General features: G+C 65.8%; 23 protein-coding genes and 1 pseudogene. 13 read left to right on the plus strand and 11 right to left on the minus strand.

Translation table 11 applies throughout. The annotated features are described in order from the left end of the window. The first annotated feature begins 104 nt into the window (after positions 1 to 104). Positions 105 to 1,229, plus strand: coding sequence for a DUF6456 domain-containing protein (locus BMG03_RS09090; protein ID WP_075774626.1), 1,125 nt, complete (start codon positions 105 to 107; stop codon positions 1,227 to 1,229). A gap of 273 nt (positions 1,230 to 1,502) precedes the next feature. Then, positions 1,503 to 2,396 carry a hydrogen peroxide-inducible genes activator gene (locus BMG03_RS09095; RefSeq protein WP_075774748.1) on the plus strand — a complete coding sequence of 298 codons (894 nt, stop codon included), beginning with the start codon at positions 1,503 to 1,505 and terminating at the stop codon, positions 2,394 to 2,396. A gap of 57 nt (positions 2,397 to 2,453) precedes the next feature. Here BMG03_RS09095 and BMG03_RS09100 read toward each other — a convergent pair whose 3' ends face one another. Then, positions 2,454 to 3,002, minus strand: coding sequence for a peroxiredoxin (locus BMG03_RS09100; protein WP_075774627.1), 549 nt, complete (start codon positions 3,000 to 3,002; stop codon positions 2,454 to 2,456). Between the two features lie 299 nt (positions 3,003 to 3,301). Between BMG03_RS09100 and lipA the strand changes: the two genes are divergently transcribed. The 3 genes from lipA to BMG03_RS09115 all read left to right on the plus strand — a co-directional run bounded on the left by lipA (position 3,302) and on the right by BMG03_RS09115 (position 5,977). After that, positions 3,302 to 4,252, plus strand: coding sequence for a lipoyl synthase (lipA, locus tag BMG03_RS09105; RefSeq protein ID WP_075774628.1), 951 nt, complete (start codon positions 3,302 to 3,304; stop codon positions 4,250 to 4,252). A 219-nt stretch (positions 4,253 to 4,471) separates the two neighbouring features. Beyond that, positions 4,472 to 5,119: a DUF3047 domain-containing protein gene (locus BMG03_RS09110; protein ID WP_075774629.1), complete on the plus strand. Its 648-nt coding sequence runs from the start codon at positions 4,472 to 4,474 to the stop codon at positions 5,117 to 5,119. 96 nt (positions 5,120 to 5,215) lie between these two features. After that, positions 5,216 to 5,977, plus strand: a complete 762-nt coding sequence (locus BMG03_RS09115) for a DeoR/GlpR family DNA-binding transcription regulator (protein ID WP_075774630.1) — start codon at positions 5,216 to 5,218, stop codon at positions 5,975 to 5,977. 3 nt (positions 5,978 to 5,980) lie between these two features. Here the strand turns inward: BMG03_RS09115 and BMG03_RS09120 are convergent, their stop codons facing one another. Beyond that, positions 5,981 to 6,742, minus strand: a complete 762-nt coding sequence (locus BMG03_RS09120; protein WP_075774631.1) for an IclR family transcriptional regulator domain-containing protein — start codon at positions 6,740 to 6,742, stop codon at positions 5,981 to 5,983. A 104-nt stretch (positions 6,743 to 6,846) separates the two neighbouring features. On the opposite strand from BMG03_RS09120, the gene BMG03_RS09125 reads away from it, so the two are divergent. From BMG03_RS09125 to pcaF, 3 genes and pseudogenes are all read left to right on the plus strand, one after another. Next, positions 6,847 to 7,569, plus strand: coding sequence for a 3-oxoacid CoA-transferase subunit A (locus BMG03_RS09125; RefSeq protein ID WP_075774632.1), 723 nt, complete (start codon positions 6,847 to 6,849; stop codon positions 7,567 to 7,569). Then, positions 7,566 to 8,249 carry a 3-oxoacid CoA-transferase subunit B gene (locus tag BMG03_RS09130; protein ID WP_075774633.1) on the plus strand — a complete coding sequence of 228 codons (684 nt, stop codon included), beginning with the start codon at positions 7,566 to 7,568 and terminating at the stop codon, positions 8,247 to 8,249. Before BMG03_RS09125 ends, BMG03_RS09130 begins: the two co-directional genes overlap by 4 nt. After that, positions 8,242 to 9,446: pseudogene (gene pcaF / locus BMG03_RS09135) on the plus strand (3-oxoadipyl-CoA thiolase). Before BMG03_RS09130 ends, pcaF begins: the two are co-directional and overlap by 8 nt. 181 nt (positions 9,447 to 9,627) lie before the next feature. Here pcaF and BMG03_RS09140 read toward each other — a convergent pair. Genes BMG03_RS09140 through BMG03_RS09150 form a run of 3 tightly spaced genes read right to left on the minus strand, consistent with a single transcriptional unit; the run spans position 9,628 to position 12,762 of the window. Next, positions 9,628 to 10,680, minus strand: coding sequence for an ABC transporter substrate-binding protein (locus tag BMG03_RS09140; RefSeq protein WP_075774635.1), 1,053 nt, complete (start codon positions 10,678 to 10,680; stop codon positions 9,628 to 9,630). Beyond that, positions 10,677 to 12,089 (minus strand): sensor histidine kinase, encoded by a 1,413-nt coding sequence (locus BMG03_RS09145; protein WP_075774636.1) that lies wholly within the window; start codon positions 12,087 to 12,089, stop codon positions 10,677 to 10,679. Before BMG03_RS09145 ends, BMG03_RS09140 begins: the two co-directional genes overlap by 4 nt. Beyond that, positions 12,082 to 12,762, minus strand: coding sequence for a response regulator transcription factor (locus tag BMG03_RS09150; protein ID WP_075774637.1), 681 nt, complete (start codon positions 12,760 to 12,762; stop codon positions 12,082 to 12,084). The genes BMG03_RS09145 and BMG03_RS09150 overlap by 8 nt, the downstream gene beginning before the upstream one ends. A gap of 114 nt (positions 12,763 to 12,876) precedes the next feature. Between BMG03_RS09150 and BMG03_RS09155 the strand changes: the two genes are divergently transcribed. From BMG03_RS09155 to BMG03_RS09165, 3 genes are all read left to right on the plus strand, one after another. Beyond that, a complete protein-coding gene (locus BMG03_RS09155; protein ID WP_199224664.1) occupies positions 12,877 to 13,842 on the plus strand; it encodes a Bug family tripartite tricarboxylate transporter substrate binding protein in 966 nt (321 codons plus the stop codon). Positions 13,843 to 13,908: 66 nt separating this feature from the next. Next, positions 13,909 to 14,340: a tripartite tricarboxylate transporter TctB family protein gene (locus BMG03_RS09160; RefSeq protein WP_075774638.1), complete on the plus strand. Its 432-nt coding sequence runs from the start codon at positions 13,909 to 13,911 to the stop codon at positions 14,338 to 14,340. Between the two features lie 9 nt (positions 14,341 to 14,349). Beyond that, on the plus strand, positions 14,350 to 15,888 hold the full coding sequence (locus BMG03_RS09165) for a tripartite tricarboxylate transporter permease (RefSeq protein WP_075774750.1): 1,539 nt from the start codon (positions 14,350 to 14,352) through the stop codon (positions 15,886 to 15,888). A 105-nt stretch (positions 15,889 to 15,993) separates the two neighbouring features. On the opposite strand, the gene BMG03_RS09170 is transcribed toward BMG03_RS09165, so the two are convergent. Genes BMG03_RS09170 through BMG03_RS09180 form a run of 4 tightly spaced genes read right to left on the minus strand, consistent with a single transcriptional unit; the run spans position 15,994 to position 19,461 of the window. Beyond that, complete coding sequence (locus BMG03_RS09170) at positions 15,994 to 16,797, minus strand: 3-hydroxybutyrate dehydrogenase (RefSeq protein ID WP_075774639.1); 804 nt, start codon at positions 16,795 to 16,797, stop codon at positions 15,994 to 15,996. Beyond that, positions 16,797 to 17,249: a class I adenylate-forming enzyme family protein gene (locus tag BMG03_RS21250; protein WP_341865729.1), complete on the minus strand. Its 453-nt coding sequence runs from the start codon at positions 17,247 to 17,249 to the stop codon at positions 16,797 to 16,799. Before BMG03_RS21250 ends, BMG03_RS09170 begins: the two co-directional genes overlap by 1 nt. Then, positions 17,231 to 18,298, minus strand: coding sequence for an AMP-binding protein (locus BMG03_RS09175; RefSeq protein WP_341865730.1), 1,068 nt, complete (start codon positions 18,296 to 18,298; stop codon positions 17,231 to 17,233). The genes BMG03_RS21250 and BMG03_RS09175 overlap by 19 nt, the downstream gene beginning before the upstream one ends. Continuing rightward, complete coding sequence (locus tag BMG03_RS09180) at positions 18,295 to 19,461, minus strand: acetyl-CoA acetyltransferase (protein WP_075774641.1); 1,167 nt, start codon at positions 19,459 to 19,461, stop codon at positions 18,295 to 18,297. The genes BMG03_RS09175 and BMG03_RS09180 overlap by 4 nt, the downstream gene beginning before the upstream one ends. Before the next feature lie 94 nt (positions 19,462 to 19,555). Here BMG03_RS09180 and BMG03_RS09185 point away from each other — a divergent pair, with 94 nt between their 5' ends. Continuing rightward, on the plus strand, positions 19,556 to 20,122 hold the full coding sequence (locus tag BMG03_RS09185; RefSeq protein ID WP_244271016.1) for a PAS and helix-turn-helix domain-containing protein: 567 nt from the start codon (positions 19,556 to 19,558) through the stop codon (positions 20,120 to 20,122). Between the two features lie 56 nt (positions 20,123 to 20,178). On the opposite strand, the gene BMG03_RS09190 is transcribed toward BMG03_RS09185, so the two are convergent. Beyond that, the gene (locus BMG03_RS09190) at positions 20,179 to 21,285 is read right to left on the minus strand and encodes a cache domain-containing protein (RefSeq protein WP_075774642.1); all 1,107 of its coding nucleotides are present in this window, start codon (positions 21,283 to 21,285) and stop codon (positions 20,179 to 20,181) included. Between the two features lie 286 nt (positions 21,286 to 21,571). Between BMG03_RS09190 and BMG03_RS09195 the strand changes: the two genes are divergently transcribed. Beyond that, complete coding sequence (locus BMG03_RS09195) at positions 21,572 to 22,150, plus strand: hypothetical protein (protein WP_075774643.1); 579 nt, start codon at positions 21,572 to 21,574, stop codon at positions 22,148 to 22,150. A 17-nt stretch (positions 22,151 to 22,167) separates the two neighbouring features. Here BMG03_RS09195 and BMG03_RS09200 read toward each other — a convergent pair whose 3' ends face one another. Then, complete coding sequence (locus tag BMG03_RS09200) at positions 22,168 to 24,156, minus strand: glycosyltransferase (RefSeq protein WP_075774644.1); 1,989 nt, start codon at positions 24,154 to 24,156, stop codon at positions 22,168 to 22,170.

Here is a 24,156-nt window from a genome sequence, read left to right on the forward strand (position 1 = left end):
TTCTTGCTCGCGTCCCGTTTGTTAACGAACGGGTAACCAAAGCAACTCACGGTTGTTACCGGACGGACTCGCCGAGCTTTGCCCGGCGTAATCTGGGGGACAGTATGAATTCGATCGCACCGGCCCCGGCGGAACTTCCCGCCTGGCTGCCCAAACATGCCCAACTCTATCTGCGCCATGTCGAAGACGGCATTCCGATCAGGGAGTTGGCACGGGCCGAAGGCTGTGCGGCCTCGACAATCCTGCGCCGCGTGCGCCGGATCGAGGCGCGGCGGGATGATCCGCTGGTCGACGAGGCGCTGGAACGTCTCGGCCGTGCGGCCGGATCGGGCGCTGCCAATCCCTCTATCGCTCCGGGACCGACCGTGCTCCAGAAGGACACGCCCATGACTGCAGCTTTCCGCCCTAGTGAAACTCCCGCCAACGAAGAGCAACTGCGCCGCGAGACGCGCCGCATCCTGCGCCGCCTGTCCGAGCCGGGCGCGCTGTTGATCGTGGGGCGCGAGATGGACAAGGCCGTGGTGCTGCGTGGCACGGTGCGCACGGCGGTGCTGGAGCGGGCGGTGGCGCAGGCCTTCGCACTGAAGGACTGGATCGAGGTGGCCCATGAGGGGCGCGTCACCAGCTACAAGATCACGCATGCGGGGCGCGCAGCGCTGAAGCGTGTGCTAGAAGAAGAGGCGGCCGCGCGCGGGGAGACCGCCGCCAGTCCCTTCGCTGCGCAACATGGCGAGTTCGCCCAGGAGACGCGCGCCGACGCCCACGGGCAACAGCGCCGTGTGCGCGCCAATCTCGCCGAGAGCCCGCTCGCAGTGCTGGCGCGGCGGCGCGACAAGCAGGGACGGCCGTTCCTGAGCGCCGATCTGGTCGCCGCAGGCGAGCGGCTACGCGAGGATTTCGAATTGGCGCAGATGGGTCCGCGGGTCGGGCAGAACTGGGAACGCTTCCTGACCGGCGGTGGCGGTCGCGGGCAGTATCGCCCCGAACTTGCGATGGGCGGCGGCTCCGACACCGCGCGGGAGCGGGTGGCGCTGGCACTGCGCGATCTGGGGCCGGGCCTGGGCGACATGGCGCTGCGCTGCTGCTGTTTCCTCGAAGGGCTGGAGACGGCGGAGAAGCGGCTGGGCTGGTCGGCGCGGTCGGGCAAGATCGTCCTGCGGATCGCCCTGCAACGCCTCAAGCGGCATTACGACGAGACCTATGGCGGGGCCAGTCCGATGATTGGATGAGCGGTGAGGCCGTGAACGCGCGATGCGCCACCCAATGCTCAAACCTAACGGGTCGCTAAAGTTAAGGTATCACTTCAATTAAGACCCGTAGGTGCCTAGAAGATATAAGAAAAGGCGCGAAAAAAATCTTTGCGCCGTTTTCACTGTTCGCGGGCCAACGTCTTCGTCGCTGCGAGAATTTTAATTGGAGAGTGGCCTCTTCGCATGCGTCCTCCATCAACATTCGCATAAAGAGAAATTGTAAAAATATTCAAGTATCGATAATTAATGACTATGAATATAACGCTTCGCCAACTCACCTATCTGCGTGCGCTCGCCCAGGCGCGCTCGTTCTCGCGCGCCGCCGAACTGGTCCATGTCAGCCAACCCGCGCTCTCGGTCCAAATCCGCGAGCTGGAGGAGCAGGTCGGTCAGCCGCTGGTCGAGCGCCGCCCGCGCGACGTGCGGTTGACGCGGGCGGGTCGGCGGGTGCTGGAGACCGCCGAGCGGGTCGCGGGCGAGTTGCGCGATCTGCAGTCCGAGGCGCGGCGCGGGCTGGGGCAGATCAATCTCGGCGTGATCCCGACCATCGCGCCCTATCTGCTGCCCGCCGCCTTGCCCGGGCTGCGCGCGCAAGGGGCGCTGCGGCTGCGCGAGGCCACGACCGAGACGCTGCTGACCGAGATTGCCGAGGGCCGCCTCGATGCCGCGATCATCGCCACCCCGGCACCGGAACTGTTCGAGGTCCCGCTGTTCGAGGATCGCTTTCTGCTGGCGGGCACGCCGGACCAGCTGACGATGGTGCGCGGCCTCAGCCCGCAGGCGATCGACCCGGATCAGTTGCTGCTTCTGGATGAGGGGCATTGCCTTGCCGATCAGGCGCTCGCGCTGTGCGGACTGACGCGGGCGGCGCAACGCATCGACCTTGGTGCGTCGTCGCTGAGCACGCTCTGTGCGCTGGCGGGGCAGGCGATGGGGCTGACGCTGGTGCCCGAGATCGCGAGCCTGCAGGAAACGCGCGCCGTCCCGACGCTCGCGCTCAGCCGTTTCGACGAGGAGCCCGCGCGGATGGTCCGGCTGGTGCGGGCCCGCGAGGTCTCCGATGCCGAGGCATGGTTCGATCCGCTGGTGCGCGTGTTGCGAAAGGCGGGCGAGGGGCTGGTCGCGCAGGCGCGCAGACGGTTCTGACCGCCGCCGCGCGCCCCGTGGCTTAGAGCGCCGGCCCGAAACCGGGCCGGCAGTTGGTCACGCCGCCGCTTCGGCGTTGGCGTCGACCAGCCAGTTCAAGACGGTCTCGGGCGAGGACACGCCATAGGGATCTTCGCCGTGGTTGTCTTCGAGGCCGGGCTCCTCGAACCAGGCTTCGATCACGCCGTCATTGACGACGGCCGCATAGCGCCACGACCGCAGACCGAAGCCGAGATTGTCCTTGCGCACCAGCATGCCGACACGGCGGGTGAACTCGCCCGAACCATCGGGGATCACCTGCACGTTCTCGAGGCCTTGCGCCTTGGCCCACTGGTTCATGACGAAGCTGTCATTGACCGACAGGCAATAGATCGCGTCGATGCCCTGTTCGGCGAAATCGTCGAAGCCCTTCTCGAAACCGGGCAGCTGGTAGGTCGAGCAGGTCGGCGTGAAGGCGCCGGGCAGCGCAAACAGCACCACGCGCTTGCCAGCGAAGAAATCCGCGGTGGTCTTGTCCTGCCAGCGGAACGGGTTCGGCCCCTCGATGCTTTCGTCGCGCACGCGGGTGTGGAAGGTGACGTCGGGCAGTTTCGAACCGGGAAGCATAGGGAGGTCTCCTTGATCGGTTGGGAAGGTTGCGTTTTGGAGAGAGGCCTGACTAACGGATGTCGCTTTCGGTCGCAATCGCTGACTTTGCAGATGCAGCATTCGCCGCGCGACCTTCACAAGGGCCGTTGGCGGATGTCGGCGTTGCGAATGTTCGTCCCCGCTCTGTCCGCTTGCCACGGCCTCGGGCAGATCGCGCAGCCTCGCGCGGTGTGCAATACTGCCTTTGGGCCTGCGCATTTGCATCCTGCACGCAATCGGCTTATGTGACGATCAACCGCACTCCGAAAGGATGGATCATGCGCGATCTCAAGATGCCCGGTGAACGCCACCCCGAAAAGGCGCATCGCGCCGACAATGCTCAGCCCAAGAAACCCGACTGGATCCGCGTGAAAGCGCCGGTCTCGGAAGGCTACAAGAAGACGCGTGACATTCTGAAGACCAACAAGCTGGTCACCGTCTGCGAAGAGGCGGGCTGCCCGAATGTCGGCGAATGCTGGAGCCAGGGCCACGCCACCATGATGATCATGGGTGAAATCTGTACCCGTGGCTGTTCCTTCTGCAACGTGGCCACCGGTCGCCCCGACGCGCTCGACGTGTTCGAGCCGGGCCGCGTCGCCCACGCGGTCGAGACGCTGGGCCTGAACCACGTCGTGATCACCTCGGTCGACCGCGACGATCTGGACGATGGCGGGGCGGAGCATTTCGCCCAGACGATCCGCGCGATCCGTCACCGCTCGCCCGACACCACGATCGAGATCCTGACGCCGGACTTCCTCAAATGCGAGCCCGCCGCGCTGGAGAAGGTTGTCGAGGCGCGCCCCGACGTGTTCAACCACAATCTCGAAACCGTGCCGGGCCTCTATCCCGGCGTGCGCCCCGGCGCGCGCTACTTCCACTCGCTGCGCCTGTTGCAGCGCGTGAAAGAGCTGGACCCGTCGATGTTCACCAAATCGGGCATCATGGTGGGTCTGGGTGAAGAGGCGCCGCAGGTCCGTCAGGTGATGGATGACATGCGCTCGGCCGATGTCGATTTCCTGACCATCGGGCAATATCTGCAGCCGACGCCGAAGCACCACGCGGTGATGCGTTTTGTCACGCCGGAAGAGTTCCGCGACTATGAGAAAGCGGCCTACGGCAAGGGCTTCCTGATGGTCTCCGCGACGCCGCTGACCCGCTCGAGCTATCACGCGGGCGACGACTTTGCGCGGCTGCGCGAGAACCGGCTGAAGAAGCTCGGCCTGAGCTGAGCGCGCCAGAAGCGATTTGAAAGAACCCGGCCCCGGTGGCCGGGTTTTTCATTTCGCGAGTTGGGTGAGTTTTTCTCCAAGCCGAACAGGTCGCGAAACTGCAGCGCATCGCGCGCGCCCTGTCTTGACGGTCTGCGACCTGCGGGCATCATCCGGGCCAAGTGATCCGGCGCGCCGATTGCCTGCGTAGCCCTGTCAGCCAAGCAAGAGGAGAGTGTCATGCGCCGCCTGTCGATCGCCTTTCTCGCATCAAGCTTCTGCGTGGGGCTGATGCCGGGCCTAGCCCCGGCCTCGATCTTCGGTGGCTGGACCGAGCAGCGGTTCTCGCTGTTTTCCTCGAATGACTGGGAACAATCGCCAAACGGCGTGGAGATGCGCTCGGACGGGGCGGTGTCGTTGATCTGGCGTGCGCTGCCTCAGGCAGATTGGGGCGCGCGCAAGGCCGCGTGGCAATGGTCGGTCAGCCAAAGCGTCCCGCCGACGAAGCTCGACCGAAAGGGCGGCGACGATCGCGACCTCTCGCTCTATTTCGTCTTCATGCCAGAGGCGGTCGCCCGGGCCAATCAGGGGGCGGGCATCCGCAAGCTTCTGGCGGTGAAGGAAGCGCGGGTGCTGATGTATGTCTGGGGTGGCGCGCATGGGCGCGGGGCGCTCTTGCCGTCGCCCTATCTGGGTGCGCGCGGCAAAACGGTGGTGCTCCGCCCGGCGGGCACCGGATCGCATTCCGAGAGCGTCGATCTGGCGCGCGACTACCAGCGCGCCTTCGGGGGCCAGCCGACGCAGCTCGTGGGGCTGGCGCTGTCAGGAGACAGCGACGACACCGACAGCGCGATCCGTGCCCGGATCTCGGGGCTGAAGCTGAACTGACCGCGCCACACGGCCTCCGGTGATTTCACACAAAAACACTGCCAAGACATGACTTTGTCGGTAACCTGTGGCAGCAAGACCCAAAAGGGGGGCAGGATGGCGCTCAATTTCCGACAGTCCGAAATTCTCGAGATCGCGCGCGACGAGGGCCGTGTGGTGGTCGAAGCCTTGGCCGAACGCTTCAATGTCTCGGTCCAGACGATCCGGCGCGACCTGACGGAGCTCTCCGAAGCGGGGCATCTGGAACGCGTGCATGGCGGGGCGGTGATCCGCACTGGCGTTGTGAATTTCGCCTATGAAGAGCGCCGCCGGATGAACGAGGCGGCGAAGGCGGCGATCGGGCGGGCCTGTGCGCAGGCGATCCCCGACAACAGCTCCATCGTGCTGACGCTGGGCACCACGACCGAGGCAGTGGCGCGAGAGCTTCTGCATCACCGCAACATCACCGTGGTCACGAATAACATCAATGTCGCCAATATCCTGCTGGCCAATGAGAGCTGCGATATCCTCGTCGCGGGCGGCAATCTGCGCCGCTCGGATGGCGGGCTGGTGGGTGACCTGACGGCGGATTTCATGGGCGAATTCAAAGCCGATTTCGCGGTGATCGGGACCTCCGCGCTCGATTCCGACGGCGACATGCTCGATTACGATCTCGCCGAAGTGCGCGTCAGCCGCCGGATCTTGCGGCAGGCGCGGCAGAGCTTTCTGGTGACCGACGCGTCGAAGCTGGAACGCTCCGCGCCGGTGCGGCTCGCCTCGCTCTCCGACATCGACCGGGTTTTCATCGACAAGCCCTTGCCGGATGCGCTCATGGCGCTTTGCGCGCAATGGGACACCGAGATCACCGTGGCGGGGTGAGGCTCAGCGCAGCACGCGCCGCAGCCCCGTCTGCACCCGCGTGAGTTCCGGCAGATAGGTCTCTATCAGCGTCTCCGCCGGATCGGCGCTCGCCGCCATCCCGGTATTGAGCGCGGCCACGACCCGCCCATGGATGTCGTAAAGCGGCACCGCGATGGAGCGCAGCCCAATCTCCACCTCCTGATCGATCACCGCATAGCCGTCGCGGCGCACCTGATCGATGCGCGCGAGGATTTCGCCCGGATCTGTGAGGCTATAGGCCGTGCGCGGCGTCAGGTCCGAGGCCTCCACGGCTGCGCGGGCGTCCTCCGGGGGCAGGGCGGCCAGCAACACGCGCCCCATCGAGGTGCAATGCGCCGGAAGGCGCGAGCCCGGCATCAAGCCGATCGACATCACCCGCCTCTGCGCCGCCCGCGCGAGATAGACGATCTCCGTCCCGTCGAGGATCGAGACCGAGCAGCTCTGCCCGATCCGATCGGTCAGCTGATCGAGCCACGGCTGCACGATCTGCGGCAGCGGTAGCGAGGCCAGCGCCCCCATCCCGAGCCGCAGAACCTTCGGCGTCAGCGTGAAGAACTTGCCGTCGTATTCCGCGTAGCCTTCCGCATTCAGCGTCAGCAGACAGCGCCGCGCCGTGGCCCGGTCGAAGCCCGTCGCCTCCGCCACCTCGGCAATCGAGAGCCGCGGCGTCTCGGCCCCGAAACATTCGATGACGCGTAGCCCCTTGGCGAAAGAGGCGATGAAATCGGTCGGTTTGTTCAACATGCGAACAGGTTTTCGCGCGATGCGAACAAATGTCAAGATGCGCACGAAATCCGTGGAAAGCCGTCCCACGCAGGTCTAAATCCAAGCCCTCAGGAGGACCGCAAATGGACAAGAGACTTTCCTCGCTGACCGAGGCCGTGGCCGATATTCAAGACGGCGCCACGGTGATGGTCGGCGGTTTCGGCGGCTCGGGGGCGCCGATCGAACTGATCCACGCCCTGATCGACCGCTATCTGGAGACCGGATCGCCCAAGGGGCTGACCGTGATCAACAACAACGCAGGCAACGGCCATGTCGGCATCGCCGCGATGATCGAGCAGGGTATGGTCAAGAAGATGATCTGCTCTTTCCCGCGCTCGGCCGATCCGACGGTGTTTACCGAACGCTATCTGGCGGGCGAGATCGAGCTGGAACTGGTGCCCCAGGGCACGCTCGCCGAACGTATCCGCGCGGGTGGTGCGGGCATTCCGGCCTTCTTCACGCCGACCTCCGTGGGCACCGATCTGGCCGAGGGCAAGCCGGTGCAGCAATTCGACGGCCGCGACTACGTGATGGAGCGCTGGCTCAAGGCCGATCACGCGCTGATCAAGGCCGAGCAGGGCGACGCGCTTGGCAACCTGACCTACCGGATGGCCGCGCGGAACTTCTCGCCGCTGATGGCGACGGCGGCAGACAAGGTCGTCGTGCAGGTGAGCAAGGCGGTCGAGCCGGGCGAGATCGACCCGGAAGTCATCGTCACCCCGGGCATCTTCGTGGACGCGATCGTCGAGGTCGCCAATCCCGCCCAGGAAGAAGAGTTGAACCGCGCCGGAGCCCATCACCCATGACCCAGAAACTGACCAATGCACAGATCGCCTGGCGCGCCGCCCAGGACATCGAGGACGGCGCCTATGTGAACCTCGGGATCGGCTTTCCCGAGATGGTCGCGCGCTTCCAGCCTGAGGGCCGCGAGGCGATCTTTCATACCGAAAACGGCGTGCTGGGCTTCGGTCGCGCGCCCGAGCCCGGTCAGGAAGACTGGGACCTCATCAATGCCGGGAAAAAGGCGATCACGCTGAAGCCCGGCACCGCGTTTTTCCACCATGCCGACAGCTTCGCAATGGTGCGGGGCGGGCATCTCGACGTGGCGATCCTCGGCGCTTACCAGGTGGCCGAAACGGGCGATCTGGCGAACTGGTCGACCGGACCGAAAGGCGTGCCGGCTGTGGGCGGGGCTATGGACCTTGTGCATGGCGCGAAACGCGTGGCCATCATCACCGATCACGTCACCAAGAAGGGCCAGCCGAAGCTGGTGGAGGCCTGCACCTTCCCGCTGACCGGCGTGGGCTGCGTGACCCGCGTCTATACGTCGCTCGCCGTCGTGGACGTGGTCGATAGCCGCTTCGTCCTGCGTGAAAAGCTCCCCGCGATCTCGATGGAGGAGCTGCAATCCGTCACCGGCGCGACCCTCCATGTCGAGGGCGAGGTGGGTGACCTGATCTGTCCCGAGGAGTTGGCCGATGCGTGACGCTTATATCTGCGACTATATCCGAACCCCGATCGGCCGTTTCGGCGGCGCTCTGGCACCTGTCCGCGCCGACGATCTGGGGGCGATCCCGCTGAAAGCTCTGATGGCGCGCAACACGGGTGTCGATTGGGAGGCGGTCGAGGACGTGATCTTCGGTTGCGCCAATCAGGCGGGCGAGGACAACCGCAACGTGGCGCGGATGTCGGCGCTGCTCGCGGGTCTGCCGGTGAACGTGCCGGGGACCACGATCAACCGGCTTTGCGGCTCGGGATGGATGCGATCATTACCGCAGCCCGTGCGATCAAGGCGGGCGAGGCCGATCTGATGATCGCGGGCGGTGTCGAGAGCATGTCGCGCGCGCCCTTCGTGATGCCGAAAGCCGAGGCCGCCTTTAGCCGCGCCAATGCGGTCTATGACACGACCATCGGCTGGCGCTTCGTGAACAAGCTGATGAAAGAAGCCCATGGTGTCGACTCGATGCCCGAGACGGCGGAGAACGTGGCCGATGATTTCGGCGTGAGCCGCGAAGATCAGGACGCCTTCGCGGTCCGCTCGCAGGAGGCTGCTGCCAAGGCGATGGAGGCGGGCCGTCTGGCCGAGGAGATCACCCCGGTCACGATACCGCAGCGCAAGGGAGATCCAGTCGTGGTCGACAGTGACGAACACCCGCGCCCCGGCACGACGCTTGAGGCGCTGGCCAAGCTGCGGCCCATCGTGCGCCCCGACGGCACGGTCACGGCGGGCAATGCGTCCGGCGTGAACGATGGCGCGGCGGCGCTGATCATCGCCTCCGAGGAGGCCGTGCGCAAACATGGGCTGACGCCACTGGTGAAGATCTCGGGCGGGGCCGCGGCTGGCGTGCCGCCCCGGATCATGGGCTTCGGACCCGCTCCTGCCAGCAAGAAGCTGATGGCGCGGCTGGGACTCGCTCAGGACGCCTTCGATGTTATCGAGCTGAACGAGGCCTTTGCCAGCCAAGGTCTGGCCACGCTGCGCGATCTCGGCATTGCGGATGACGATGCGCGCGTGAACCCCAATGGCGGCGCGATCGCTCTGGGACATCCTCTGGGCATGTCGGGCGCGCGGATCACCGGCACCGCGGCGCTGGAGCTGGTGCGCCGCAAGGGCCAACGGGCGCTGGCCACGATGTGCATCGGCGTGGGTCAGGGCATCGCCGTGGCGCTGGAGGCGGTGTAACCGAGACTGCGCCCGCTACGTCCCGGCGGGCTGGCGCATCTGCCATTCGCGCGCCGCTCGGCGAATGGAGGGGCGTGGCGGGGATTGACCGCCCAGCCCGAGGGTCGCGTGCGCCATCCCACGGACCGGCGCACACCCTTTCAGATGGAGCGTGTCTCCGCTTGAGCCGCCCCTCCGCCACTCATTGCGCAAAGGTATCGCGCCAGCGCTCCAGAAACCGCGCGGCTTTCATCGTGTCGGTCGCGACCAGCAGCGGCGGGCCCAGTGCGATGAGGCGTTGCAAGGTCAGCGTCTCGTCGCTGTCGCTGCCGCCCCCGTCATTCGCGATCGGGTCGATCAGCTTGGTCTGCGCCAGCGCCCGTTGGCCCGCGGGTGAGAGCAGAAAATCCAGCAGTTTGGCGGCGGTCGGATCTGGCTCGGGCCCCGGAAGGTAGGCCGCGCGCGAGAGCACCAGCGTGTAATCGGCGGGCGCGATGATACCCAGATCGGGATTGTCGCGCGCCGCCTGCGCCGCGTAGGAGCCGAGGATGTTGTAGGCGATCAGGTAGCGGCCGCCCGCGACACCGTCGATGATCTCGGCCGAGCAGCAGGTCGCGACCGCGCCGGAGCGCGCAAAGGCTTCCATCAAGCCGCCGAAGGTGCTGGCCTCCTGACTGTCGAGAAAAGCGAAGAGGAACCCCAGCCCTGAATCCGCTATGTCATAGGTCGCGATCTTGCCGGTATAGGGCGATTGCGCGGGCCGCAGCAGGTCGACCAGATCGAAACGCGTGCGCGGCACGTCCTCGGGCGGAACCAGCGCGCGGTTGTAGATCATCACCGCGGGTTCGCGCGAGATGCCCCAGACCTGATCGCGCCAGCGCAGATCCTTCGGCAGTGCCGTAGTCTCGGGCGAGATCCATGTGGCGGCGCAATTGTCGTTCACCAGCTTGACCACATGTTGCACGCCCGAGCTGATCACCAGTTCGGCGCCGGGCTTGCCCTTCGCGCAATCGGCCTCGGAGATATCGTAGAGGTCGTTCGAGCCCCATTGCTCGAACCGGATCGCGAGGCCGGGCTGGGTGTCGAGAAACGCCTTGATCGCGGGGGCGAGGATATTGACGTCGGTCGTGGTGCGCAGGGTGATCTTGCGGGCGGGCTGATCTGGGCCGAAGGTGCGGACGGCCTCGGGCTCTGCGGCCAAAAGGGGGACGCTCAGGCACAGCCAGAGCGACAGGGACAGGAGCGTGCGGATCATGGTGCCTCCTCGGCTCGGGGCAGGGTGATCGCGATGGTGAAGCCTGCCGCATCGCTTTCCATCTCCAGCGTGCCGCCATAGGTCTCGGCCACCGATTGCGCAATGGCGAGACCCAGCCCGCTGCTCGCGCCGCGCCGCCGCGTGTCCGTGCGCCCAGGCGCGAAACGCTCGCCCAGGCGCGCGCGCAGTTCGGGGGAGGGGCCGGGCCCCGCATCGCGCACCCAGAGCCGGGCGCGCCCGTCGCGCAGCTCCGCGCCGATGGTGACCGGGGCCTCGCCATGCGCCAGCGCGTTGCCGAGCAGGTTCTTCGCCGCCTCCGACAGCGAGAGCTCATCGGCCAGCACGGGCACCTCCGCCTCGGCGATCTCCAGCCGGATGTCGCTGCCCGGCGCGAGAGCCGCATGATCGCCTTCCTCGAAGATATCCAAGGCGATGTTGCGCAGATCGACCCGCTCGCGCCGCGCACTGTCGGCGCGGTGGATCACAAGCGCGCGCGACAGCATCTGATCGAGCAGGCGGCTCAGCCGCACCGTTCCGGAATGCATCTTCGCGACGATCTGGTCGCGCCGCGCCGGGTCGTCTTCCTCGGCGGCGAGGTCGGATTGCGCGCGCAGGGCGGCGACGGGTGTCCGCAACTGATGCGCGGTGTCCGAGATCAGGCTTTTCATCGTGGCGAACTGCCGGTCGAGCCGCCCCATGAACCCGTTCGTGGCCTGCACCAGCACATCGACCTCGCGCGGGACGGCGGCGCGGATCGGGGTCAGGTCCTGCGGATCGCGTTCCGAGATGCCATGAGCCAGCCGCTCCAGCGGGCGCAGCGCGCTATGCACGATGATGATCGCGAAAGCGAGCATGGCGATGCCGCCGACCGCCAGCCCGCCAAGCGCGTTGCGAGTGATGCTGAGCGCAAGCTGGGTGCGCGCCCGCAGGGTTTGCCCCACGATCACCTCCACCGTGCCGGAGAACTGGCGTTCCGCGAAACGGCGCGTGACCCGGATGTAGCGCGCGGGCTCTCCCTTGAAGCGCGCATCGTAAAGCTCCGAGTCCTGTGCCGTCGTGTTCGGGCGGGGAAGGTCCTTGTAGCCTGTGAGCACCGCGCCTTTAGGCCCGCTGACCTGATAGGCGATGCGGTCGTCGGGGGCGAGGGCCAAGAGTTCGAAGGCTGAGACCGGAAGATCGACCACCGGCGCGCCGTCGCGGATCGAGATCGAAGCGGCGATGTCATTGGCGGCCCCCACCAGCAACCGGTCGAAGGCGTCGCGGGCCGCCGTGCGCCCATAGGCGAAGGCTGCGAGCGCGAGGATCAGTCCGCCGACGATCATCAGCCCCGACAGCCCGGTCACCAGCCGCGCGGTCAGGGATCGCGTGGCGGCGAGGCCGGTGTCGTGGGAGCGCGCGCCGTCAGACATCGCCGTCGCGCGCCGCCAGACGGTAGCCGCGTCCGCGCAGGGTCTCGATCTCGACCCCGCTGCCGGTAAGCTTCTTGCGCAGCCGAGCTATATAAAGCTCGATCGCGTTGTCGCCCGGCACGGCGTCGTCGAAGGCGTAAAGCCCCTCGTGCAGCCGGTCCTTCGACATCACTTGCCCCGCATTGCGCATCAGAATTCCCAGCAGCGCGAATTCGCGGCCCGTCAGTTTCAGCGCCTGATCTCCGACCGAGGCGCTGCCCGCCGTTGCGTTGTAGCGCAGATGTCCGAGTTCGAGATCGGCGGAGCGGTCGGTCGCCTGACGTCGCCCGATCGCATGAAGTCTTGCTTCCAACTCACGGTGATCAAAGGGTTTTACGAGGTAGTCGTCCGCCCCGAGCTGGAAGGCGGAGATCTTGTCGTCGACCGAGAATTGCGCGGTCAGCATCAGCACCGGCATCATCGCGGCCTGCGCGCGCATCTCGCGCAAGAGGTCGGTGCCGCTGCCATCGGGGAGGTTGATGTCGAGGATCACCGCGTCATAGGCCTGCACCGCCAGAAAATCGCGCGCCTCCTCTACGGTGGCGGCGAGATCGCAGGCCATGCCGGACCGCGCAAGCCGACGCTGCGTGGCCTCGGCCAGTTCCTCGGCATCCTCCACTAGCAGAAGCCGCATCCATCCTCCCCGTTTCGGCTCCGAACCTGTGACAGGTTCGTGACAGGTTCAAGCGGTAAAACCCGACCCATAGCCCGCTGCGGGAGGCAACGGGCGGACAGTGGAGGATATACCATGGCTTTTAAACTCATGCGCGCGGCGATTGCTGCCGCGGCGCTCACCGTCGCGACCGGCGCGTCGGCACAGGAATGCATCGCACCGGCGAACCCCGGCGGCGGCTGGGACTTCACTTGCCGTCAGGTCGGCAAGACCATGCAGGATCTGGGTCTTATCGACTCGACCATGCAGGTCGTGAACCTCGCCGGCGGCGGCGGTGGCGTGGCCTTCGCCGAAGTGGTGAACAAGCGCAACGACGACGATAACCTGATCGTCGCGGCCTCCTCGGCCACCGCGACCCGTCTGGCGCAGGGCGCCTATCCGGGCAACTCGATGGATCAGGTCCGGTGGGTCGGGTCGATCGGCGCGGATTACGGCGTGATCGCCGTGGCTGCCGACAGCGACATCCAGACGCTTCCGGAACTGCTCGACAAGATCAAGGCCGACCCGAACTCGGTCTCCGTCGCGGGCGGCTCGGCCGTGGGTGGCTGGGACCACCTCAAGGTTCTGATCGCGGCTGACGCTTACGGCATCGACGATGTGCGCAAGGTCAAGTACATCGCCTTCGACGGCGGCGGCGAAGCGGTGACCCAGCTTCTCGCGGGTTCGGTCCAAGCCTTTACCGGCGATCTGTCGGAAGCCAAGGGCTTCGTCGATTCCGGCGATATCCGCGTGATCGCGGTGCTGGCACCCGAGCGTCTGGACGGTGAATTCTCGAAATTCCCGACCGCGAAAGAGCAGGGCATCGATGCGATCGGCGCCAACTGGCGCGGCTTCTACGCACCGGGCGGCATGTCCGACGAAGCCTATCAGGCTTGGGTCGACAAGGTCGGCAAGCTCTACGCTTCGGACGAGTGGAAGCAGGTGATGGCGGCCAACGGTCTGGCCCCGCTCGACCTGCAGGGCGCCGAATTCGAGGCCTTCGTCGAGAAGTCGGTCCAGCAGATCCAGGACATCTCGCGCCAGATCGGCATCATCAAGTAAGCGAGACACCCATGCGCGCGGCGGGCCCAAGGGCGCCGCCGCGCCTTCATTTCAAGGGAGGGGATCATGAGTGATCGCATCTTCGGCGCCGTCGGCCTGTGCCTCGCGCTGTTCTACGGCTGGGCGACGCTGCAAATCCAAGAAAGTTTCCTGTCGGATGCGGTGGGGCCGAAAACCTTTCCGCTGGTGATCGCGGTGATCCTCGGGCTGGCTTCGCTCGCGATCCTGCTCAAGCCCGATCCCGACCCGGTCTGGCCGAGCCTCTCGCGGCTCGCTGAAATCCTCGCCGCCGTCGTGGTGATGATCCTCTATGCGGAATTCCTGCCCATCGCGGGCTTCCTGATCGCGACCGCTTTTGCCAGCGCCTACCTGACATGGCGGCTGGGCACGCGTCCGCTGCAATCCGTCGTCGTCGGCGTCGCCACCTCGATCGGTATCTACGTAATTTTCAAGCTGGTGCTGGGGCTGTCGCTCGCCAGCGGCCCCTTCGGTTTCTGAGGTGAAATGATGGACACCCTGATGTCACTCGCAGACGGTTTTCACACCGCTCTGACCTTCGAAAACCTGCTGCTCGCGCTTTTGGGCACGTTCCTCGGCACCATGATGGGCGCGCTGCCCGGTCTCGGCCCGTCCAACGGCGTCGCGATCCTGATCCCGCTGGCGTTTACGCTGGGGCTGGGAGCCACGCCCTCGCTGATCTTGCTCACGAGCGTCTATTACGGGGCGATGTATGGCGGGCGGATCAGTTCGATCCTGCTGAATATTCCGGGCGACGAACCCGCGATGATGACCTGTCTCGACGGCTACCCGATGGCCAAGAAGGGGCTTGCGGGCGAGGCGCTGTCGCTCTCGGGTATCGCAAGCTTCGTGGGTGCTTTCATCGCCACCTGGGGCCTGATCCTGCTGGCACCGCAGCTGGTGAAATTCGCGCTGCTGTTCGGTCCGGCGGAATATTTCGCGCTCTTCGCGCTGGCCTTTGCCACGCTGGGCGGGGTCTCCTCGACCAATCAGGCGAAATCGGCCTTCGCCGCGATGCTGGGCCTCGGCCTGTCGGTGATCGGGGTGGACACCCAGACCGGCGTGCCGCGTCTGACCTTCGGCGAGGTGCACCTCTATGACGGGCTCGATTTCCTAGTCGCGATCGTCGGTCTTTTCGCGCTGTCGGAAGTGTTCATCTTCCTCGAGCACCGCCACGGTTCGGCCACCGGCGCGGGTCACAAGGTCTCGGTCGGGCGCATCACACCCCCGTGGAAGATGGTGAAAGAGACGACGCCTACCATGCTGCGCTCGTCGCTCTTGGGCTTCGTCGCGGGCGTGCTGCCGGGGGCAGGGGCGTCGCTGGGCTCCTTCATCTCCTACTCGATGGAGAAGAAGCTGGTGGACCGCAAGAACACCTTCGGCACGGGCGACCCGCGCGGTGTCGCGGCCCCCGAGGCGGGCAACAATGCGGCCGCAGGCGGTGCGCTTGTGCCGATGCTGGCGCTCGGCGTGCCGGGCTCGGGGACGACCGCCGTGCTGCTGGCGGTGCTTCTGTCGCTCAACATCACGCCCGGCCCCTTGCTGTTCCAGAACAACCCCGATGTGGTCTGGGGTCTGATCGCGGCGCTGTTCATCGCCAACTTCATGCTGCTTGCGATGAACATCCCGATGGTGGGCATCTTCACCCGCGTCCTGATGATCCCGCCGCGCATCCTGATGCCGATCGTTGCGATGGTGTCCTTCGTGGGGATCTACGGGATTTCCGGCTCCAGCTTCGATCTGCTGGTGATGATCGGCTTCGGCGTGATGGGCTGGGTACTGCGCAAGCTCGACGTGCCGCTGGTGCCGATCATTCTCGGCACGCTTCTGGGCAACACGATGGAGAACAACCTGCGTCGGGCGGTCACGATCTCGAATGGCGATTACGGAACGCTGGTCGGCAGCCCGCTGGCAATCGGCCTGTGGACCGTGGCGATTGTCGGCTTCATCCTGCCGCTGTTCCTTGGGCGCTTCGTGAAAGCGCGGATGCATGAGCGCCGCGATGACGAGGGTGCGATCGAAGACTGATCGCACCCCCAAGCGCAGGCACCGCACCTCCCCCGCGGTGCCTGCGCCGGATTGAAGGCAGGGGCGGCGGTGGTCAATCCGCCGCCCCTTTTTGCCTCCGATCCGTTACTGCGTGGTCCAGCCACCATCGACCGGAATGGACGTACCGGTCACGTTGTGCGCGATCGGCGCACAGAGCCAAAGCGCGAGCGCCCCGATCTCGGACGGGTCCGAGAGACGTCGCGTCGGCTGCTTCTCCGCCAGAAGATCCGCGATCCCCGCGGCCCGGTCGCCGCCATGGGCCGCTGCGCGTTCCGCGATCTGCGGCCCGAGGATGTCGGTTTCGGTCCAGCCCGGACAGATGCAGTTCACCGTCACGCCGCCCGCTTCACGCGTGCCCGCCTGCGCATATTCCAGCGCCGCGACGCGGCTCATGCCGACGAGGCCGAATTTCGAGGCGACATAGGGCGCCTTGTTGGCCGAGGCCACAAGCCCATGCACCGAGGCGATATTGATCACCCGCCCGTAGCCGCGCTCGGCCATGTCCGGCATCGCGCGGCGCATCGTATGGAATGCACCCGAGAGGTTCACCGCGAGCACCGCGTTCCAGATCTCGGGCGTGGCGTCGGCAAGGCTGGTGGTGCGCTGGATGCCTGCGTTGTTCACGAGGATATCCGCGCCGCCCCACTCCGCGACCGCGTCCATCATCGCGTCGATTTGCGTGGGATCGGCCATGTCGGCGTCGAAGAACTTCACCTCGGGCGAACCCGCCTTTTCCAGCACCGCCGTCGCCTTGGCGATCTGCGCCTCATCGGCCAGCCCGTGCAGCGCGATACGCGCGCCCGCCTCGGCCAGCGACTTGGCGATGGCGAGCCCGATCCCCTGCACCGAGCCTGTCACCAGTGCGGTCTTTCCCTCCAGTTGCGACATCAATCCTCCTCCGTCACCAGTTTGCGCAGCTCGGTTTTCAGAACCTTGCCGTAATTGTTCTTGGGTAGCTGCGCGATCACGCGATACGCCTTCGGGCGCTTGAACCGTGCGATCTGCTCGCAGCAGTGTTGATTGAGGGCGGCCGGGTCGATCTCGGCTCCCGGCGCAGGCGTGACGAAGGCCACGACGCTCTCGCCCCATTCCGGGTCGGGTTTGCCGACCACCGCGACCTCATGGACCGATGGGTGCAGCAGCAGAACCTCCTCGACCTCGCGGGGATAGATGTTGGTGCCGCCCGAAATGATGACATCCTTGGAGCGATCCTGCAGCGTGACGAAGCCGTCCGCATCCATCGTGCCCAGATCGCCGGTCCAGAGCCAGCCGTCGCGGAGCGCCTTCGCACTCGCCTCCGGGTTCTGCCAGTAGCCCGACATCACCGCCGCGCCGCGCACGAGGATCTCGCCGGTCTCGCCAGCGGGCAGGGGCGGCCATCGGGATCAGCGATCCGCACCGAGACCGGGCTATGCGCGAGCCCGACCGAGGCCAGTCGTTCGCGCCAGCGCGGGTGGGTGCGATCCGCCACCAGCTCGCGCGACAGGGCGGTGATCGTCATCGGGCTCTCGCCCTGGCCGTAGATCTGCACGAAGCGCGGCCCCATCACCTCGACTGCCTCGATGATATCGGCGACATACATCGGTCCACCGCCATAGACGATGGTCTTGATGCCCTCGCCGGTTTGCCCCGCGGCGCGGGCGCGGTCCACCAGACGACGGATCATGGTGGGGGCGGCGAACATCGAGACATGTTGCAGCTTCGGCGCGAGGTCGAGAATTTCGTCGGCCTCGAACCCGCCCGAGCGCGGCACCACATGGCGCGCGCCGCGCATCACATGGACGAAGTTGTAAAGCCCCGCGCCATGCGACATCGGCGCGGCGTAGAGGATCGCGTCCTGCGGCTCGACGCTGTCGACGTCCGAGAAATACCCCAGACACATCGCCTGCACATTGGCCGAGGTGATGCACACGCCCTTGGGCCGCCCGGTCGTGCCGGAGGTGTAGAACAGCCAGACCGTCTGGTCGGCGGCGATCTCGACCGGGGCGAGCATCGGGACATGGTGCAGGAGATCGGCATAGGCCGGGCCTCTCAGGTCCACCGTCGCGACGCCCAGATCGCTTTCCGGACCCCCGGTGAAGGCAAGCTTCGCCTCTGAAGCCTCGATGATCCATGCGGCCTCGCGCGGGTGCAGCTTGCCGTTGATCGGCACCGCCACTGCACCTGCGAACCACGCGCCATACATCGCCTCGAGATATTCCGGGCAGTTCTTCGCGAACAGCGCGACGCGGTCGCCCGGAGCGATCCCTTTCGCGACCAGCGCAGCCCCGATCCGGGCAGCGCGATCGGCGAATTCCGCATAGGTGGCGCGCAGCTCCTCGCCCTGCAGCAGCGCGGGGGCGTCGGGGGTGCGGATCGCGCTGCGGATCAGCCACTCCGCCGGGTTCATGCCGCGCGCTCCGCTTCGAGGATCGAGCAGTAATTCGCGACGCCCGAGCCGCCCATATTGAAGACGCAACCCAGTTCCGCGCCGGGCAGTTGCATCTCGCCCGCCTGACCGGTGAGCTGCATCGCGGCCAGCACATGCATCGACACGCCGGTCGCGCCCACGGGATGCCCCTTGGCCTTCAGCCCGCCCGAGAGGTTCACCGGAAGCTTCCCGTCGCGCAGCACGAGCCCGTCGTCGATGGCGCGCGCGCCGGCGCCTTGCGGCACCAGCCCCATCGCCTCGTAGACGAGCAATTCCGCGATGGTGAAACAGTCATGGACCTCGGCGAAGGAGAGATCACCGACCCCCACGCCCGCCGAAGCATAGGCACGGCGGAAAGCCTCCGCCGGGCCCTCGAAGGCCAGCAGATCGCGGCGCGACATCGGCAGGTAGTCATTGACCTGCTCGGCGGCGCGGAAACCTATGGAATTGGCGAAATCGCCCGCGCGGTCGTCCGCGACCATGACCAGCGCCGCCGCCCCGTCGGAGATCAGCGAGCAATCGGTCATCCGCAGCGGCGGGGCGATCATCGGGTTCTTGTCGCTCACCGTGTTGCAGAACTCGAACCCCACATCCTTGCGCATCTGCGCCAGCGGGTTGGCGAGCGCATTGTGGTGGTTCTTCGCCGCGATCCGGGCCAGCGCGGCCGAGCGGTCGCCATGCGACTGATAATAGGCCTGCGCGAAACGCGCGAAAATCTGCGGGAACGAAACGCCCGCCTCCTCCATCTGGTAAGATGCCCCGGCCAGTGCCTCGGTCACGCCAGCGGTGTCCTTCGCGGTCATCTTCTCGGCCCCGATGACCAGCGCGGCCTTCACCCGGCCCGAGCGGATCGCATCGCGCGCGGCATAGATCGCAGCCGAGCCCGACGCGCAGGCGTTCTCGACGCGGGTCGCAGGCGTGAAGCGCAGCTTGTCGTCGATCCCCAGCGCCAGCGAGCTTGCGAACCCGTCCGGCACCAGCCCGGAGTTGAAATGCCCCAGCCAGATGCCGTCGATCTCTGCCGGGTCGATCCCGGCGTGCTCCAACGCGCCGCCGCCCGCTTCGAGAACCAGATCCTCGAGCGTGCGCCCCTCCAGCTTGCCGAATTTCGTATGGCCCCAGCCGACGATCTTCGCGTCCATGCGGCTCTCCTCCCAATGGTTCTCCGTTGCGGCGGAGACTAGCGCAGGGGCGGCACGACCTCTATTCGTAGAACTACGCTATCGGGAGAAGAGGATGGAGCAGGACCTGCTGGACAGCGATGACATGGCGGTGCTGGCCTTCGATCATGCGCCGGTCGGGCTGGCGGTCACCCGCAATCGGGTGATCGAGCGGTGCAACGCGCGGTTTTGCGAAACCTTCGGCTATGCCGAAGACGAGTTGCCGCAGCGCTCGCTCGCGGTGCTCTACCCGTCGCAGGAGGAGTTTCTGCGCATCGGCGAGATCGGGTCGCGGCGGATGCGTGAGACCGGGCGCTATGCCGATGAGCGGATCATGCAGCGCCGGAACGGGGCACTGTTCTGGTGCCGGGTGCGCGGGCAATCCCTGACGCCGGACGATCCTTTCGCGCGCGCGGTCTGGAGCTTTGCGGATCTCTCGGAATCGCGCCCCGTCGCCGATCTGACGGCGCGAGAGCGGCAGGTGGCAGCCCTTCTGGCCGAGGGGCAGACCAACAAGGAAATCGCGCGGGTGCTGGAGCTGTCGCCGCGCACGGCAGAGGCGCATCGCGCGCGGCTGCAGGCCAAGCTCGGCGCGCGCAACACTGCCGAATTGGTGGCGCGGCTGACGGGGCTGCCGCTGTAAGGCTTATTCCAGATGAAAAAGGGGCGCTCGAGCGCCCCTTCGAGTTCGCTCCCTCGTCAGGGATTGGGTGTGGGTTCCCGTGGGACGCCGTTCTTGGGCGACAGTTTGCTCTGGATGATCGCGAGAGCGCTCGACAACGAGGCGGCCTCACGCGAGCTTGTCGCCTCTTCGGGGAAGACGTAATTGCCGTCCGCGATGCTCTTGGCATCCCGTGCGAGCCGCTCGACCGGGCGCAGCAGCAGCTTAAGGAAGACCAGCGTCACGATCAGCATGCACAGCGCCGCCGCCGCGACCGTCGCCAGCGTCACCTGCGTCAGCATCGGAAGATCGGTCGAAACGTTGTCGCGGCGCAGGACCGCGAAGACCCGCCAGCCGAAGTTGGGCAGCTCGTCCTCGACGAAATTCGGTGCGAAAGCATAGGTTTCCCCGTTCTTGTCGTCCACGATGTGGAAGACGCCGGAGGACTTGCTGCGCAGGCTCGCGCCCGATGTCAGATTGTCGGGGAGGGGGGTGCCGTGGTGACGGGTGTCGATCACGGTATCGCCGTTGATGTCCTGCACGACCACGTCGATGCCAAGCTCCTTGCTGGCTTCGAACAGGAAACTGCGCACCCACGCGATCCGCACGCGGTAGACCAGCACACCGGCCTTCTGTCCGTTCGCGCCTTTCACCGGGGTCGAGAGGTTCAGGTAACGCTCCGGCTCGCCGGTCTGCGCATTGGTGATCACCTCGGTGATGGAATCGATCGACGGCACGCGTATGCCGTCGCGGAACCACCGCTTGGAGCTGACATTCTTGCCGACGTCATAGCCGTTCGAGCCGGAGATGATCGTGCCATCGGGCGCGGCGAAGCCTGCCCAGGCGACCTGACCGCCGGTCCGCGAGACGGCGTCCATGAACCTGTCGATGTCGTCTTGCGTTGCAGAACCGAGGGCCCGCGCCACGGCGTGCATACTGTCCCATTCCCGCGTCAAAGCCGTGTTGAAGCTGAGCGCGATCGCGTCCGAGCCTCGGAGGACCAATTTGTGCTCGATAGCTACCTGGTACTCGTGGGCCCGGTCCGAGACGATCTTTGCGACGAAGACTGCAGTCGCGGCCACGACAAGTACCATCGCCATAGCGGTACGCAGGAAAATGCCCCCGAGATTGTGATTTCGACGCATGGTCATCCTCGTTTCAATCCTAAGTTATGTACAGGAGGGAACGCCTATAAGTCATAGTTAATGGTTAATTACGGCGAGAAAGTGGTGTCGGGTTGTTGTTGTGAACCTTTTTGCGGGACCGGGGTCAGGCCGCTTGCAAAGCGCAAATCGACGCCGAACACTCGCCATCGAAGGATACGCGTTGTTCCCGTATTGGACGGCGCTGAAAAACATGAGTTTCCCTAAGGTTAAGGGGAAGCAGAGGAGGCCGCCAAGGTCTCAGGCAGAGCTATACAGGATTCGCAGAATGCACAAGATTCACTGGCGGAGCGTCGCGCTCGCGACGTCGCTGACACTGTCGCTGGGGCCGGTCTCGCCCGCCCGTGCAGACGGGACGTTCTTGCAGGCCGATCTCGGGACGAACACCTCCGATGCGGTGTTTGCGATATCGCGCGGCAAGGTGAGTTTCGGCGCGAATTTCTCTGATTACGAGGGCGGCTGGTCGACCGGGGCCGTGGTGACGCGTGACTTCGCGCTTGGGGGAATCGGAACGCTGAAGGTCGGGCCCAGCATCGGGCGGACGCTGTCGGACGATAACTGGCGACTCGGGGTGCGGGCGGGACTGGAGCACTATTCGCCCACCCGATTCGGGCATGTCTTCCTGCTGGCCCAGTACAACACGATCGATCAGGATTGGTTCGCGCTGTTTCAGGCCGGGAATCGCTCCGGTCTGGGGCTCGAGCTTTCGGCGGGGGGAAGCGACACTTATTCCGAGCGGACGATTGCGGTGACCCAGAAAATCGGCGACGGGCCGGTCTCGATCCGGGCTGGCTGGCGGGCCTTCGCCAAGGAAGCCTTCGCGGGTCTTTCCATCAACACCTATTGATGCCTGCCGTCGCAGGGTCACTCGTCCGACGAGTATTTCGGCAGGAAACGGCGGTAGATGTCGTGCAGGAGGGCGCCCGGGCGGACATGGCTGACGCCGGGCTCGTCGCCTTCCGCGTAGAAGCGCACGAAGAGCTGTTCGCGCTGCTCCTCGGTCGGGAGCAGCTGCAACCGCGCGCCGTCCCGCGTCTTCGCGATGACGTAGCACTCGATCGGGCCGGTGATCTGGTCGATCGTCAGTTTGCCGCGGGTCTGTTCCGGTAAGGTCAGGCCGCGAAGGCGCACCGTGTCCATCGTGAAGGAGGTCATCCAGACCCAGTATTCCACGCCGTCGGAGTCGAAGGAAATCCGCTCGGGCTTGTCCGCGACATGGATTTCGCGCCGGGGCAGCTCCACACAGGCGCGACAGGTCGCGGCGAGCAGGAACAGATTGTAGATGGTCCAGAACAGGATCACCCATTTACCGTCCCCCGCGTCGAAATAGGCGAAGCGATCCCAGATGATCCCGATCAGAAGGCCGCCCAGCGTCAGGAAAAGCAGGATCAGGAAGGGCATCATGATCCGCCACTGCACGACGACTTTCGACCGATCCCCGCCTTTCGCGGTCACCGAGAACGGGTGGCCATGGGGGCGCAGCAGACCTGTGAAGGCGGCGCGAGCGATCGGGATCGCGCCGATCAATTGGCTGACATCGTTCAGGATCGGCACGACCATACCGCGGCTGAGCATGTTGAGCGTCATCAGGCTCCACAGGTAGTAGACGCCGAAATAGCTCAGTACGTCCGCGAGGCCCGCATTCACCACCGTGATGTTGAAATACCAGTAGAGCAGCGGATAGCAGATCGCCGCGATCCGGAAGGGGAAGGTCGTGGTCCAGTAGAGGATCGAGTCGATCACGCTCCAGCGGTCGCGCAGGCGCAGGTTGCTCTTCGAGAACGGTCCGAGCGAGGAGCGCGCGATCTGCATCAGGCCGAGGCACCAGCGGGCGCGCTGGGTGATGTATTCCTTGAGGCCTTCCGGGGCGAGCCCCTCGGTCAGCGGCTCGGCCAGATAAACGGTGCGCCAGCCCGCGTTCTGCAACGCCAGCGTCAGCATGAAATCCTCGGTCACGCTCTCGGTGTTGAAGCCGCCGATCTCGCGCAGCGCGCTCCAGCGGCAGACCGAGGAGGTGCCGCAACAAAAGGCGATCCCCCAGCCGTCGCGCGACGGCTGCATCTGATCGAAGAAGAAACGCTGCTCGTCGGGATAGGAGCTGTCGAGGCGGAAATTGTGCTGGATCGGGTCGGAGTTGAAGAAGTGTTGCGGCGTCTGCACGAGCCCCACTTCGGGGTCGTGAAACAGCGCCAGCGTGCGTGAGATGAAGCCGCGATGGGGCACGAAATCCGCATCGAGGATTGCGACGAAGTCGGGCTGCACCTCTTCTTCGGCCAGCCGGTCCAGCGCGTGGTTGATATTGCCCGCCTTCTGCCCTTCGTTGTCGGCCCGGCGCATGTAGCGCACGCCCTTGGCCTCGCAGAAATCGCGCAGCCAGTCGCGGCGGCTGTCGTCGCAGACGATGATCGTCTTGTTGCGGTGACGCAGGAACTTCGCGCCCACGATGGTGCGTTCGAGAACGTCGCGATCCTCGTTATAGGTGGCGATCAGGATCGCGACGAGCGGCTCTCGCTCGGTCGGGAGATTGACGTATCGATCCGCGTCCTCGCTGCGCAGCTTGATCCGCGACAGGACCAGAAAGGCGCTGAGCGAGCCGATCATGGTCAGACCTTCGAGTGCATAGAGCGACCAGCTCGCCAGCGCGTCCAGCGTCAGGCCGGGCGGGGCGAGGGTCTCGGTTCCGCGCCACCAGATATAGCGCAGCGCCAGAACGGCGCTGATCCCCAGCAAGACCGCGCGGTGCCAGTTGCGCCGCGTGTTGACGAAGCTCGGCAGGATGGCCGTGATGCCCACCACGAGGATGAGCTGCATCGCCGCCGAGCCAAGCTCTCCCAGTTGCGGATAGAAGAACAT

Origin of the sequence: Thioclava nitratireducens (genome assembly GCF_001940525.2) — a bacterium.
Lineage (GTDB): Bacteria > Pseudomonadota > Alphaproteobacteria > Rhodobacterales > Rhodobacteraceae > Thioclava > Thioclava nitratireducens.